The organism is Labilithrix luteola, from assembly GCF_001263205.1.
GTDB classification, from domain to species: Bacteria; Myxococcota_A; Polyangia; order Polyangiales; family Polyangiaceae; genus Labilithrix; species Labilithrix luteola.
The window spans coordinates 8,265,486-8,279,429 of the sequence record NZ_CP012333.1 but is presented as its reverse complement, the minus strand read 5'-3'; the positions used below and the strand labels follow the sequence as shown (position 1 = coordinate 8,279,429).

Annotated in this window: 12 protein-coding genes and 1 pseudogene; 6 read left to right on the top strand and 7 right to left on the bottom strand. The window is 66.7% G+C overall.

Going from position 1 to position 13,944, the window contains the following annotated elements; translation table 11 throughout:
• The first annotated feature begins 115 nt into the window (after positions 1-115).
• Positions 116-921: pseudogene (locus AKJ09_RS35940) on the top strand (SDR family NAD(P)-dependent oxidoreductase).
• A gap of 53 nt (positions 922-974) precedes the next feature.
• Positions 975-1,418, top strand: coding sequence for a MerR family transcriptional regulator (locus tag AKJ09_RS35935; protein WP_205633900.1), 444 nt, complete (start codon positions 975-977; stop codon positions 1,416-1,418).
• A gap of 16 nt (positions 1,419-1,434) precedes the next feature.
• On the opposite strand, the gene AKJ09_RS35930 is transcribed toward AKJ09_RS35935, so the two are convergent.
• A complete protein-coding gene (locus tag AKJ09_RS35930; RefSeq protein ID WP_146652363.1) occupies positions 1,435-2,556 on the bottom strand; it encodes a hypothetical protein in 1,122 nt (373 codons plus the stop codon).
• A 201-nt stretch (positions 2,557-2,757) separates the two neighbouring features.
• Positions 2,758-3,870, bottom strand: coding sequence for a DUF444 family protein (locus AKJ09_RS35925; protein ID WP_146652362.1), 1,113 nt, complete (start codon positions 3,868-3,870; stop codon positions 2,758-2,760).
• A gap of 158 nt (positions 3,871-4,028) precedes the next feature.
• On the opposite strand from AKJ09_RS35925, the gene AKJ09_RS35920 reads away from it, so the two are divergent.
• Entirely contained in the window at positions 4,029-5,528 is a 1,500-nt protein-coding gene (locus AKJ09_RS35920; RefSeq protein ID WP_146652361.1) for an MDR family MFS transporter, read from the top strand.
• A gap of 53 nt (positions 5,529-5,581) precedes the next feature.
• Here AKJ09_RS35920 and lipA read toward each other — a convergent pair whose 3' ends face one another.
• The 5 genes from lipA to AKJ09_RS35895 all read right to left on the bottom strand — a co-directional run bounded on the left by lipA (position 5,582) and on the right by AKJ09_RS35895 (position 10,234).
• Positions 5,582-6,709 (bottom strand): lipoyl synthase, encoded by a 1,128-nt coding sequence (gene lipA, locus AKJ09_RS35915; RefSeq protein WP_146652360.1) that lies wholly within the window; start codon positions 6,707-6,709, stop codon positions 5,582-5,584.
• 173 nt (positions 6,710-6,882) lie between these two features.
• On the bottom strand, positions 6,883-7,764 hold the full coding sequence (locus tag AKJ09_RS35910; RefSeq protein ID WP_146652359.1) for an NHL repeat-containing protein: 882 nt from the start codon (positions 7,762-7,764) through the stop codon (positions 6,883-6,885).
• A gap of 128 nt (positions 7,765-7,892) precedes the next feature.
• A complete protein-coding gene (gene mtnA, locus AKJ09_RS35905) occupies positions 7,893-8,924 on the bottom strand; it encodes an S-methyl-5-thioribose-1-phosphate isomerase (RefSeq protein ID WP_146655956.1) in 1,032 nt (343 codons plus the stop codon).
• A 95-nt stretch (positions 8,925-9,019) separates the two neighbouring features.
• On the bottom strand, positions 9,020-9,268 hold the full coding sequence (locus tag AKJ09_RS35900; RefSeq protein WP_146652358.1) for a hypothetical protein: 249 nt from the start codon (positions 9,266-9,268) through the stop codon (positions 9,020-9,022).
• 120 nt (positions 9,269-9,388) lie between these two features.
• On the bottom strand, positions 9,389-10,234 hold the full coding sequence (locus AKJ09_RS35895; RefSeq protein WP_146652357.1) for a tetratricopeptide repeat protein: 846 nt from the start codon (positions 10,232-10,234) through the stop codon (positions 9,389-9,391).
• 42 nt (positions 10,235-10,276) lie between these two features.
• Between AKJ09_RS35895 and AKJ09_RS35890 the strand changes: the two genes are divergently transcribed.
• The 3 genes from AKJ09_RS35890 to AKJ09_RS35880 are packed head-to-tail and all read left to right on the top strand — an operon-like array spanning position 10,277 to position 13,932.
• The gene (locus tag AKJ09_RS35890) at positions 10,277-11,149 is read left to right on the top strand and encodes a 3-hydroxyacyl-CoA dehydrogenase family protein (RefSeq protein WP_146652356.1); all 873 of its coding nucleotides are present in this window, start codon (positions 10,277-10,279) and stop codon (positions 11,147-11,149) included.
• Positions 11,146-11,925 (top strand): enoyl-CoA hydratase-related protein, encoded by a 780-nt coding sequence (locus AKJ09_RS35885; protein ID WP_146652355.1) that lies wholly within the window; start codon positions 11,146-11,148, stop codon positions 11,923-11,925. Before AKJ09_RS35890 ends, AKJ09_RS35885 begins: the two co-directional genes overlap by 4 nt.
• Entirely contained in the window at positions 11,926-13,932 is a 2,007-nt protein-coding gene (locus tag AKJ09_RS35880) for a DUF2961 domain-containing protein (RefSeq protein ID WP_146652354.1), read from the top strand.
• Positions 13,933-13,944: the final 12 nt, after the last annotated feature.

The following is a 13,944-nucleotide window of genomic DNA, read 5'->3' as shown; positions in this document are numbered from 1 at the left end:
CTAGCCCGGCTCCATGCCCAATGCACGTGCGATCCAAACGGTCGTCGAAGCGTTCTCTCGAAGTTCGGGCTTGACCTTCGCACTAGTGTCAAGCCGCTAGACCTGACTTACGCGCATGTGTGCGCAACATCCGGAGTTAGGAAAGGCTAGGCGAACAATGACGCGAGAGGATGTTTGGCGAGGGAAGGTCGCGATTGTGACGGGGGGCAGTTCCGGCATTGGGGAAGCGACCGCACTGGCGTTGGTGGAACGGGGAGCGAACGTCGTCATCACCGGACGTGACGGGGCGAAGCTCGCCGATGTCGCCGCCAAGAGCACTGCCATCGAAACGGTACAAGCGGATAGCGCTGACCCAGCCGGTGGTGTGCGTGTGGTTGAAGCGACGTTACGCCGTTGGAAGAGATTGGATTTGATCGTCAACAATGCCGGCGCGGGCGGCCGCTACCCATCGCGGCCTACGATGCGGCCGCCATTGCTCAGATGTGTGCCGTGAATATCGTTGCACCGTCCCTTCTCGTGAAGGAAGGGCGTGCGGCCTTGCGGGAAGCCAAAGGCGCTATCGTGAACATCGGAACAGCCGCCTCCCGCAATGCTGCGCCGGCAATGGCTCACTATGCCGCAACCAAGGCAGCTCTGGAGCATCTAACCCGCTCCTGGGCAATCGAGCTTGCTGGAGACGGTATAAGGGTGAACGCCGTTGCACCCGGACCCGTCAAGAGTGGTGCGCTCGTGGGGATGATGGGATTGCCCGAAGAAATAGCGCGGGGTGTCGAAGCAAAGGAGGCGGCTCAGGTCCCCTTGGGGCGACGGGGCGTTCCCGCTGACATCGTGCCCTGGATATTGAGACTCGGGAGCTCCAGCAATGAATGGCTCACAGGTCAGGTGGTTACCGTCGATGGCGGCTGGTCGCTTCGAGTTTAGGGATTCCTTGAAATCCGGCTTGACCTTGACATTAGTGTCAAGGTGTTAGGCCAGTGTGGAAAGGGATCGAGATGCAGATCAAGGAAGCGGCCGAAAGGCTCGGGATATCGGAACGCATGCTGCGCCACTACGAGAAGGCGGGTCTCCTGGACGCCCGCCGCTCGGAGAATGGCTATCGCAGCTATAGCGAGGCCGACCTGCGCCGTGCGAGACGCATCCGCGATCTCATCGCGACAGGCTTTTCCACACGCGAGGTCCGTAACATGGCGGCCTGTCTCTCCGATGAGAACGCGAGGCCATGCGAGGGCGGCATTCCGCAACTGTTGCAGAAGCTCGAGCACATAGACCGGATGCGCGCCGATCTCGATGCACGTCGGGAAGCGGTTCTCGGCCGCCTCGCCATGTTCCGGGAGTCCCTTTCGATCCATACGGAAAGGAACGACCCGCATCATGCTGCGCCTGATCCGTCTGGCTCCCCCGCAGGATCTGTGGGCTGACTCGTCGCGACGACTTCTAAAAGCCAGCGCCGGCCGGGCCCGAGCCCTCCTCCGAGCTAGGCAACGATGCACTCGGGCCGGACGACTCGACCGGAGAAACGGGCCCCGCTATCGCCGTCGCGATGGCTTCGGCCGTCTTCTGGATGGGCTCGCCTGCGATGTGCTTCTCCCATGCCTCGACGATCGCCGGCGCCGGCGGATAAAGCGCGTAGAAGCCGCTCTCGCCCATGGGCTTGTGCGAAGGGTCGACGAAGCGACGCACGAGGCTCGAGGCCTCGGCGAACGTCACCGTGTTCATCGCCATCTCGACGTTCGTCTCGTCGATCCCGCGTTGCTCGAAGGCCTTGCGGAGCTGGTTCATGTCGGTCGGCAAACGCACCGACATCTCGTCCAGTGCATGGATCGCTTCGTGGAGCACGACCTCGGCGAGATCGCTGGCTTCGACGCCCCGCACGCGAACGAACGTCGCCATGGCGTGGCCGCGGTCGTCTGCCGCGAAAATGCCGGGATACGGCGCATCGCCCACGAGGGTCACCACGACGGGCCGAGCGGCCCCGCCTAGGCCGATGTCCTTGTCGATCGCGGCAACGATGGCCGCCTCGTGCGGCACGACACGCGCGAGGAGGTCTTTGGAGGCGCGGGCGACCCATTCCGCGTGCTCGCGGTACGGCCCCGAAAAATACGCGCCTTCGGTTGCGTCGATGGCGCGCGCGAGCCGCAACGCCTTCGATTGGAAGGCCACCGGACGACCGCCGACGTCCTTGAGCTTGGGCAGCTCACCGTAACGTGCGAGCAGATCGCGCCCGGCGCGAACGCTTCCGAGCGGAACCTCGAGATCTTCGAAGGCCTCCGGATCGCTCCCGAGCTCCGCGCGAATCTCGCGGGACGCCGTCAGCGCCTCCGTGAACTCCGGCGGCGCCTCGCCTTCGAGCGCCTTCGTGCGGAGCCAGAAGTACTCGTCGGCCACGAGGCTTCGCCGAAAGCCGATCGGCGCCGCCTCGGGCGTGAGAAGCGCCTCGTAATCATCGGCCGAAAGCGCGCTCGAGCTCGATGGCGCAGTGGCGGGCTTGGCACACGCGAGCCCAGCCACCGCCAACGTCGAGGACAAGGCCAGAAGCAGCGCGAGCGAACGCATCACCGACTACGACCGAAGACACATGGCGGATGTTCCCGGAAACTGCAGGCGCGCGCGCGCTCTCACGCGCCCTTGCCCAGGAATTCCTTGATGCTGCGCGAAAGGCGTCGCTGGAGCCAAGAGACTCGCAACGTCACGCACCCTTGCCGAGGAACTCTTTGATACTGCGCGAAAGGCGTCGCTGGAGCCAAGAGACTCGCAACGTCACGCACCCTTGCCGAGGAACTCTTTGATACTGCCAACGATGGCGTCCTTGTCGCGGATCTCGCTCGTGACGACGCGCTCGTCTTTGCCGAAGTGCTCGCGCAGATCCTTGATGAACTGGCCCGAGCCGTAGGGGCTCTCGACCTGGCCGTACGCGAACATGTTCACGCGCGGGAGCATCTTCTGCTTGAGGATGTCGACGCAGGCGAGCGTGTCATCCATCGACCAGTTGTCGCCATCGGAGAAGTGGAACGGGTAGATGTTCCACTCGTCCGACGGGTAGTGGTCGTCGATGATCTGCGAGCAGAGCTTGTACGCGCTCGAGATCATCGTGCCGCCCGACTCACGCGTGTGGAAGAAGGTCTCGCGATCGACCTCGCGCGCAACGGCGTCGTGGATGATGTAGCGGCTCTCGAGCCCTTTGTACTGCTTGGAGAGCCACGTATCGATCCAGAAGCTCTCGATGCGGACGATCTCCTTCTGCTCGTCGCCCATCGAGCCCGACACGTCCATCATGTAGATGATGACGGCGTTGGCGACGGGCTCCGCCTCGGTCTTCCAGCTGCGGTAACGCTTGTCGTCCGGGATGGGGACGATGATGGGCTTCTCCGGCGCGTACGAGCCCATCGAGATCTGACGCTTCAGCGCCTCGCGATAGGTGCGGCGGAAATGGCGAAGCGACTCGGGACCGACGCGGCGGATGCCCGTGTAGCGATCCTTCGCGTTGATGATCTTGCTCTTGCCCTTGTCCTGGATGTCGGGGAGCTCGAGCTCCTCGCCGAGGATGGCCGCCAGCTCGTCGAGCGTGACGTCGACTTCGAGCGAGTGCTCACCGGCGCCCTGACCGGCCTGCTTGCCCTCGCCCTCGCCTTCCCCCTGCTCGCCGCCGATCGGATCGCCCGGATCGCCGTCACCCTGACCGGCTCCTCCCTGTTGCTTGTCGCCGAAGCGGAAGCGCGGGATGTCGATCTGAGGGATGGGGATCGAAACGAGATCCTTGCCCTTGCGCCCGATGAGCTCGCCTTGAGAGATGTACTTGCGGAGATTCTGCCGAATCTTGCCGCGGACGATCGCTCGGAAACGCGAGTGGTCTTGGTCGATCTTGAGGGACATCGTGAAGGCTCTCCACGAGGCTATCACACAGGTTGCGGAGCGGGGCACGGAGGCGAGAAAGCGGCTCGTGGTATCGTCCGCCGCGTGTGAGGGGGCCGTGATTCAACCGGAGCTTCACCTGAAGCATCGTCTCCAAGCTCCTCTCGAAAAGACTGCGCATGAAGTCAGGCAAACGCGCGACGAACAGGCCCGCCACGGTTCTTGCACTCCTGCTCGCGCTCTTCATGGCGGCCATGGAAATGACCGTCGTGTCTACGGCCATGCCAACCGTGGTGGCCGAGCTCGGTGGCGCCCTCCACTACGCTTGGGTCTTCACTGCGTACATGCTCACCTCGACGGTGACCGTGCCCATCTACGGCAAACTTTCTGACCTGTACGGTCGAAAGCCCGTGATGCTCGTGGCCATGGCGCTCTTCCTGTTCGGCTCGATGGCGAGCGGGCAAGCGCGGACGATGACGCACCTCATCGTCTTCCGTGCGATCCAGGGGCTCGGCGCCGGAGGGATGCAGCCGATTGCGCTCACCATCGTCGGCGACATCTTCAACCTCGAAGAGCGCGCGAAGATGCAGGGCGTCTTCGGCGCGGTGTGGGCCATCGCGGGACTCGTTGGCCCGCTGCTCGGCGGCGTCATCGTCGCATCGCTGTCGTGGCGTTGGGTGTTCTACGTGAACGTACCCTTCGGGCTCGTCTCCGCCGCCGTCCTCTCTCTGTCGCTCCACGAGTCGATCGCCAAGCACGATCACCGCCTCGACTTCATCGGCGCGGGGCTCCTCGTGGCGATGGTGGTGGCGCTGCTACTCGGAACCGACGGCGTGATGCCGGCACTCCTCTTGCCGGGCTGCGCCGCGCTGCTCGCGATCTTTCTCGTGCACGAGGCGCGCGTGAAGGAGCCGATCGTGCCCCTGCAGCTCTTTTCCCAGCGCATCCTCGCGACGTCGAGCGCCCTCAACGCGCTGACGGGCGGAGCGATGCTCGGCCTCGTGACGTTCGTGCCCCTCTATGCCCAGGGCGTGCTCGGCACCACCCCAACGCAGGCCGGTGCGACGATCGCGCCCATGGCCGTCGGCTGGCCGATCGCGAGCGCGATCTCCGGGCGCCTCATCAAGAAGTTCGGGTTCCAGAAACTCGTCCGGGTCGGCATGATCGTGGTGGCGTGTTCGGCCATCTCGCTCGTGATGGCGATCGGCGCAGGCAGCTCGTCCGGCACCATCCGCGCGCTCGCGACGTTCTTCGGCGTCGGCATGGGCCTGTCCAACACGGCGCTCGTCATCGCCGTGCAGACGAGCGTGGGCTTTTCGCAGCGCGGCGTCGCGACCGCGAGCACCATGTTCTTCCGCAACATCGGCGGCACCGTCGGTGTCGGCGTGATGGGCGTGCTCCTCGCACGCGCGCTGACGGAAGGTCCGGCAGCACGCGCCGCGGGCGGCACCTCCCTCGTGGCGCGCATCCTCGGTCCGGAGCGGCGCAACGTCGACCCGAGCGCCTTGAAGGCAATTGCCGGCGATCTCGCGCACGGACTCGAACACGTCATCCTGCTCGTCGCAGGCCTCGCCGTGACCGCCGCGGTCGTGGGGTTGTTCTTCCCCCACGTCGAACAATCCGCGCCGGCCGGCGCAACGAAGACGGCAGCGCCCGAAGCGCCGATCGCGCTCGAATAGCCGACCCGCCCAGCGCCCCGAGCCCGCTTCTCATCAGCGAGCTCGGGAGACGGTCAGGCGTTCTTCTTCGAGCGAACGAGGCTCTCGGCCGGAAGCAGCAGCGACGCCGCTGCGCGGGCCGCGAGCTCGCTCGTGGTGCGCGGGACACCACGGGCCTCGCCGTCGATTTCCGCGGCGGCACGCTGCGCTTCGGCGAGGCGCTCCTTCATGAGCGCGTCGGCCGCGGCGGGATCGCCCGGACGCAGGATGCTGCGCACGAAGACCTCCGCCGCTTTGTACGAGCTGCGAACGAGCGGAGCGCTCGCGACGAACGAGAAGCCCATCTCGCGCGCCGCGACGGCGTACGATTCGAACTGCTCGGGCGTGACGAAGCGATCGACCGGCGCGTGCTTGGGCGTGGGACGCAGGTACTGACCGAGCGTGACGAGATCGACACCGGCGCTGCGCAGATCGCGCAGGGTCTCGATGACCTCTTCGTCGCGTTCACCGATGCCGACCATGATCGACGACTTGGTGATGCGCGAGGGATCGCGTTCCTTGACGCGCTGCAGAACACGCAGCGACTTCTCGTAGCTGCAGCGCACGTCACGGATGCTCCGCTGCAGGCGCTTCACGACCTCGATGTTGTGCGCCCAGACGTGGGGCTTTCCGTCGATCGTCGTGTCGACGTAGTCGAGGTGACCGCCGAAGTCGCCGAGGAGCGTCTCGATGAGGATGTCCGGACGGAGCTCGCGAAGGCGGGTGACCGTGCGCGCGACGTGCGAGGCGCCGCCGTCGAGCAGGTCGTCACGATCGACCATCGTGATGACGACGTACTGCAGGCCGAGGCGGGCGATCGCGCGCGCGACGTGCTCGGGCTCGCGAACGTCGACCGCGCCGCGGGGATCGCCGCTCGTGACGGCGCAGAAGCGACAGCCGCGCGTGCAGACGTCGCCGAGGAGCATCACGGTGGCCGTTCCCTCCGTCCAGCATTCGCCGACGTTCGGGCAACGCGCTTCTTCACACACCGTGTGGAGATCGAGCTCGCGGAACGTCTGCTTCAGCTGACCGTAGGTCTCGCCGCCAGGCGCTCGGACCTTGAGCCACGGCGGCTTCGGCGAGAACCGAGAAACGCCTGCCGAGCCGCCGTTCGATACGCTCGATGAATCAGCAGGACCAGTCGGAACGGTGGGATCGCTCACAGTGGCGTGAGACGTAGCGTCGCCTCGGAGCACGGTCAACGTGAAGCTCGAGGAAAGGCCGCCTGAATCGGCTGAGCCCGAGCCTCGGCGGAGCGCGTCATGTCACCGGTCCGGTTGCCGTCCCATCGCTTGACCCGTCACTTGGCCCATCACTTGGCCCATCACTTGGCCCATCACTTGGGAAGCGACGTGGGCGCGCACGTCGACACGCCTGCCCCGACGATCTTGAACCCAACCTTGGATTTCACGACCTGAACCGAGCCGTCCGAGGGGCGATAGCGCGTGACGTCCGAGCCACCTCCTCCGAGGGGCGGGCCCGCCCCGTTGATCGCGTTCGTGTAGATGTAGAAGTCGCCGCCGTAGAACGAGAACGCCCACGCGTCGCCCGCGTTGACCTCGGTGAGCACCTTGGCGCTGACGATCTCGCCCGTGCCCTTCGAGATCTCCGCGACCTGGGCGGGCGAGGTGGCGAAGAAGCCGTAGAGCTTGCCCTCGCCCGTGCCAGTAAGCTCTGCCGGCTTGCCGAGCAGATCGCCGGTGTAGTTGCCGATCGATCGGACCGCCAACGTGCTCAGATCGAGCTTTCCGAGGCCGCCGCCCTCCGAGTCCGAGAGGAAGAGCGCCTCGTTCGAGCTGCCGGCCGTTTCGCTCGCGAAGCCCATGCCGAACTTCGTGAAGCTGTGGAGCGGCGGCGCGAAGTTGGTCGGCTGGCACGCGCGATCGACGGTGCTCACCTTCCAGATCGAGCCGTCGCTGTGACGCACCCAGGCGATGCCCGTGCGATCGACGGCCATCGACGTGGGCGTGGCGCCGTTCGTCGGGCAGTTCAGCGTGCCGAGGCTCTTGAATTCGAGGGTCGGCGGGTGGAACTGATAGAGCGAGTTCTCCGCGCTGATGACGAAGACGTCCTTCGTGTCCTCGGCGCACTCGCGAAGCGTATCGACCCCGCCTTCGCTCGTGAGCGTGCCTCCGGCGTCGCCGCCGTTGTCGTCATCGAAGGTGCGCTTCGACGAGCTGTTGCACGCAGCGGTCGATGCGACCAACACGAGCAACACGACAGGTCCGACAAGCCCGGCAAGCCCCACTTCCCACGAAGAAACGAAAGAAAAACTACCAAGCCGTCGCAAGGCCGACCTCCGGGGCGGACACTAGCACGACCGCAACGAAACGCTCATCGGCGGGCTCATCCGTTGCGCAGGTTCGCGAGCGAGGCCTCCCCGGCCGGTCGGGCGAGCCCACGTTCGGTCACGATGGCCGCGACGAGGCGCGCCGGGGTGACGTCGAACGACGGATTCCGGGCCCCTACCCCATCGGGGACGAGCTGGAGTTGGTTGCCGTCGGCGAGGGGCAGATGGGAGAGCTCCCGTTCGGGACGCTCCTCGATGGGGATGTCCTCGCCACTCGAGCACTTCAGGTCGACCGTGCTCCAAGGCGCGGCGACATAGAGGGGCACGCCGTGGGCTGCCGCGATGCAGGCGATGCCGTAGGTGCCGATCTTGTTGGCCACGTCCCCGTTGCGCGCGATGCGGTCGGCGCCGACGACGACCAGGTCGATGGCCTTCTTGGCCATGAAATGCGCCACCATCGAGTCCGAGATCACCTCGACGGGGATGCGATCTTTGTGGAGCTCCCAGGCGGTCAAACGCGCGCCCTGGAGGTAAGGACGCGTCTCGCACGCGATGACGCGGATGTTCTTGCGAGCCTCGTGGGCGGCCCGAACGATGCCGAGCGCGGTGCCGTAGCCTCCCGTGGCGAGCGCACCCGCGTTGCAGTGCGTCAGGATCGTCGCGCCGTCCGGAACGAGCGTGAGGCCGTGCGCACCGAGCATTCGGCAGGCGGCGACCTCCGCGCGATGGAGCCCGGACGCGGCCTGCGCGAGCGCCTCGGTTCGCTGGACGAACGGAAGGTTCGCGGCGTTGGCCACGACCGGCTTCATCTGATCGAGCGCCCACGCCAGGTTCACCGCCGTCGGCCGTGACGCACGAAGGAGCGCATCGGCGGCGCTCATCGCCTCGAGGAACGAAGGCGCATCGCCACGCGCGGCATAGGCTGCCACCACGAGCCCATAGGCCGCCGTGATACCGATCGCCGGCGCGCCGCGAACGAGCATGTTGCGAATCGCATCGGCGACCTCGTCGACGCGCGAGACGAACTCGTAGCGCTCCTGGAGGGGGAGCTTGCGCTGATCGAGGATCACGAGGCGATAGCCCGGCATGAGCTCGACCGCCGAATACGCGTCGCCGCCGATCGGCGCCGGATGCGGATGCGCCTGCCCCGTGCGGAGCGTGGGAACGAACCGGTTCGCTCCGCTCATGACACGTCCTTCTTCGACGACGCGAGACGGCTCGCGATCTCTTCGGCCACGGTGTCGAAATCTTCGGCCGCGCGCGCCTTGTCCCCCTCGATGTACGCGAGGAGAGCCTCCGCTGCCACGATGGCAAGACTGACGTTGACGCCACGCGCGTTGAGCGCGCCTCCGACGTCGGGGTTCTTGAGCAGTTCGTCGAGATCACCGAAGACCTCGCGCAGCTCCTTCATCGCGGCGCTCTCGTCGACCATGATCCCATTCTCACGAGGAGACCGGGGACAAGTCAAAGGCCGCCTTCGTGAAGGCCGCGAAACACCGTCGAAATGCACGCCGCCTCGGTCGCGGGCGCCGCCCGATCTCCTACTTCGCTCCTACTTCGACGCCGCGAGGCTCGCACGCTGCCGTGCGATGTTGGCGGCGGGGGCGCCGAGCTCCTGAGCATGGTCGAGCGCCTTGCTGGCCTCGTCCTTCCGACCGAGTTTGGCAAGTGCCCACGCGCGACCGAGCTCCGCAGAGCCGTACGAAGGCCTCTGCGCCAGGAGACGGTCGTACGCCCGAAGGGCTGCTGCCGCGTCGCCCTTGGCCACGGCGACCGTAGCGAGACCGAGGAGATTCTCCGCGCTCTTCGGATCGGCTGCATAGCCTCGTTCGTAGGCCTCGGTCGCTCCGTCGTAGTCGCGCAGATTCAAACGCACGAGTCCGAGCGCGTGGAGCGTCTCGGCATCACGCGCGCCGCGCCGGACGGCTTCTTCGAGACGCGGCAGCGCTTCTTCCGACTCTCCCCAACGCGCGCAACGCATGCCGCCTTCGCGGGGTCCTTGAGGCGACGACGGCACCTTCTCGGCCGCGGTGTCGTACGCGGCGAGGGCCTCGTCGAAGCGATGGGCGAGCTCGAAGGCATGCCCGAGCTCGATCCACGGCACGGGATCGTTCGGCATGCGCTTCTCGAGCTCGGCGACCTCACGTCGCGCCGCGTCGAGGTCTCCCGTCCAGGCGAGCACGCGCACGAGCAGGCGCCGCGCGGGAATGTCGTCGGGGTGTTTGACGAGCTCCTCACGAAGGGTGGCGATCGCCTTCTGATCTTCGTGCATGCGAACGAGCTGCTGGGCCCGATCGATGGGTCCAGGCGCCGCGCAACCGCCGAACGCCGCGGCCGACGCCACGAGCACGGCCGCAGAGGTGGATCGTCGAATCGCGTGGAGGGCTCCCTTCGTCACGCACCCATGGTAATGCTCGCCGCCAAAAGGCGGAGCATCGACATGGAAATTCGAACGATCGGCGTTCTCGGCGCAGGGCAGATGGGAAGCGGAATCGCGCAGGTGGCGGCGGCCGCCGGCTACGACGTCGTCCTCGCGGACGCTTCGGTCGAGCTCGCGCAGAAGGGCCTCTCGAAGATCGACGCGGTTCTCGGTAAGCAGGTCGACAAGGGCAAGATGAAGGCGGAGGACCGCGCGGCCCTCGTCGGGCGCATCAAGCCCGCGGCCGGCCCGGCCGACTTCAACGCCTGCGATCTCGTGATCGAAGCGGCGACCGAGAACGTCGAACTCAAGATCAAGCTGATCCGCGCGTGCGACGAGGCCATGAAGCCCGGCGCCATCCTCGCGAGCAACACGTCGAGCATCTCGCTCACGAAGCTCGCCGGCGCCACGAAGCGCCCCGAGCGCGTCATCGGCATGCACTTCATGAACCCTCCCCCGCTCATGAAGCTCGTCGAGATCGTGCGCGCGGTGCAGACGTCGGAAGAGACCTACAAGGTCGTTCGCGCGGCCGCCGAGAAGATGGGCAAGACCTGCACCGTCAGCAACGACGCGCCGGGCTTCCTCGTCAACCGCATCCTCATCCCGATGCTCTGTGAGGCGTGCTTTGCCCTCCAGGAAGGCGTCGGCACAGCGGCGGACATCGACACGGGCGCGAAGCTCGGTCTCAACCACCCGATGGGTCCCCTCGAGCTCGCCGACCTCATCGGCCTCGACACGGTGCTCGCCATCGCGGACGTCCTCCACCGTGACATCGGCGACGACAAATACCGCGCGCCCACGATGCTCCGGAACCTCGTCGCCGCCGGCTGGCTCGGCAAGAAGACCGGCCGCGGCTTCTATGTTTATGACGCCACGGGAGGGAAGCAGGCATGAGCACCACGGTTCTCACGGAGCGCGAAGGCGCCGTCGTCGTCGTCACCCTCAACCGCCCCGACAAGCTCAACGCGCTGAACGCCGAGCTCCTGCTGGCGCTCGGCACGACGTTCATGGAGCTCTCGAAGGACGGCTCCATCGCCTGCGCGATCCTCACCGGCTCGGGCGACAAGGCCTTCGCAGCCGGGGCGGACATCGCAGCGATGAGCGAGATGACCACCGAGCAGGCGCGCGCCTTCTCGGAGATGGGTCACCGCGTCTGCGCGCGCATCGAGCACGCGCCCTTCCCCGTTATCGGCGCCGTCAACGGCTTCGCCCTCGGCGGCGGCTGCGAGATCGCGCTCTCCTGTGACTTCCTCTACGCGAGCGACAAGGCGAAGCTCGGTCAGCCGGAAGTGAACCTCGGCGTCATGCCGGGCTTCGGCGGCACGCAGCGCCTCGCGCGTCGGGTTGGCATCGGCCGCGCGCGCGAGCTTTGCTACACGGGCGACAACGTCTCGGCCGACGAGGCGCTCCGCATCGGTCTCGTCAACGCGGTCGTTCCGCACGCCGAGCTGATGACGCGCGTGCGCGAGGTCGCGAACAAGATCGCGCAGAAGGGCCGCCTCGCGGTGGCCCAGTGCAAGCGTGTACTTTACACGGGTGCCGACGTTCCGCTCGACGTGGCCAACGCGCTCGAGACGCAGGCGTTCGCCATGCTCTTCGGCACCGAGGATCGGCGCGAGGGCATGACGGCGTTCGTCGAGAAGCGCAAGGCGGCCTTCACGGGCCGCTGAGTGATCCGCGGGGGGAAGGGGCTCGTCGTCGCCGCGATGGTGGCGGCGACGAGTGCGACCGGCGTGGCGTGCTCCTGGGGTGACACGGGAGACGCCGCCCGCCCGGCCGGTCGTCGGATTCCTGATAGGGGGTCGAGCTTCGTGCCGAAGCCCGGCGCGACGACTCCGGTGCTCGCGCTAGTCCCGCCTCCCTACGACGTCGGCTCGACGGCGGCAGCGCTCGAGCACTGGCCGGACATCGTTCCCGGCATCGAGACGCGCGCCTTCACGAGCTTCGATCGACGCGGCGGCAACGACGACGGCTTCGCGGGAACCTGGTCGGAGCTCTACGAAGACGATCGCGCCGAGCACGTGATCTTCGACGCGGCCGGCCCGGGCGTGCTGCGCACGCTGTGGTTCACCAGCAAGGTCGACGGCAACGGTCCGCTCGCTCTCGGGCAAGTCCGGTTTTATTTCGACGGCGAGTCCGAGCCGCGCATCGCGATCGACGCCGACGCGCTCTTTGCCCCGGGCGGCTCACCGTTCGTCGCACCGCTCGTAGCCGGCAACCAGCTGACGAGCGGCGGCTTCGCGTCCTGGGCTCCCCTTCCCTACCGGGGCCGCCTGCGCATCACGACGGAGCGTCGTGCGGGCTTCTACGCTGCGCACTACGAGACCTTTCCTCCGGACTGGAACGTCGATAGCTACGTCGCGCGCACCGAAGACGCGAAGCTCGTCGACGCGTTCGAGGCGACAGGGCCATCCGCGCTGCCGCTCGACGACGTCGCGCTCGACACCACGGTCACCGGCGCGGGCGAGATCGACGTCCTGAGGTTCGAGCCCACCACCCCGCTCGACGCCGATCCTCGAGCCGCACGGCTCCGGATCACGTTCGACCGCGCCGCAAAGCCTCAAGTCGACGTGCCGCTTCCGGCCTTCTTCGGCTCGGGCCTCGGCGACGCGACAATCCGCTCCGTCGCCTGGACGATGCAACCCGGTCTCTGGGAGTCGCGCCTGCCGATGCCCTTCTGGGAGAGCTACCGCATCACGGTGACGGGCCTCTCCGGAAAACTGCGCGCGCACGTGTCACCGTCGAAGCGCACGCGAGAGACGGCGGGCTATCTCGAGGCGCATTGGAACGAGGCACGTCCCACCAGCACGGGAAGTGACTTCGTGTACGTCGACACCACCGGGACCGGAAAGCTCATCGGAACGGTCCTCGCGGTCGAACCTCTCGCACCTTACGGCGAGACGGTGAACAAGCAGTGGTGGGAGGGCGATCTGCGCAGCTCCGCCGATGGTCGTCGAACGCCGAGCATCCACGGCACGGGCCACGAAGACGACCACCTCGGCGGTTGGTCGAACGAGTTTCTCTCGCGCCCGTTCACGCAACCCATGCAGGGCTGCCCCAAGACCGAGCTGCTCGACACGAACGGTCAGTACAACGCGAACGCGTCGATGTACCGCCTGTGGCCCGGCATCACCTTCACGAACGCGCTGCGCCACACGACCGAGCACGGCGCCGGCAACGGGCGGAGCCTGAACTACTCGAGCGTGGCGTTCCTATACCGGCGGCCCGAGCCGTCGACGACGAGGACCGACGCGTTCGACGTGACCGATCGCGAGGCCGCAGCGGCCCATGCGTATGCGGCGGGCGCTCCTCGGATCGAGGCCATCACGAGCGCGTTCGAAGGCGAAGACGCGAGCGCGCTATCGTCGGACACGCACCACTACGATTCGGCGGTGAGCTTCGAGCTCGCCGTGGATCCCAAGAACGATGGCGTCGTCCTGCGTCGCCTCTTCGACGCCACGCATGGCGGCGAACGAGCCAGCATCGAAGTCGACGGCTCGGTGGTCGCCACGATCTACGTGGCCGAGTACGATCCCGACCGTCGCTGGATGGAACGCGACGTCTTCCTTCCGCCGCAGATCACGAAGGGCAAGACACGCCTCCACGTTCGTCTCGTCCCCGAGGGCGACTTCAACGCGGCCAGGTTCGAAGCGTGGAGCGTGAAGTCGCCGTTCTGACGGCATGTCGAT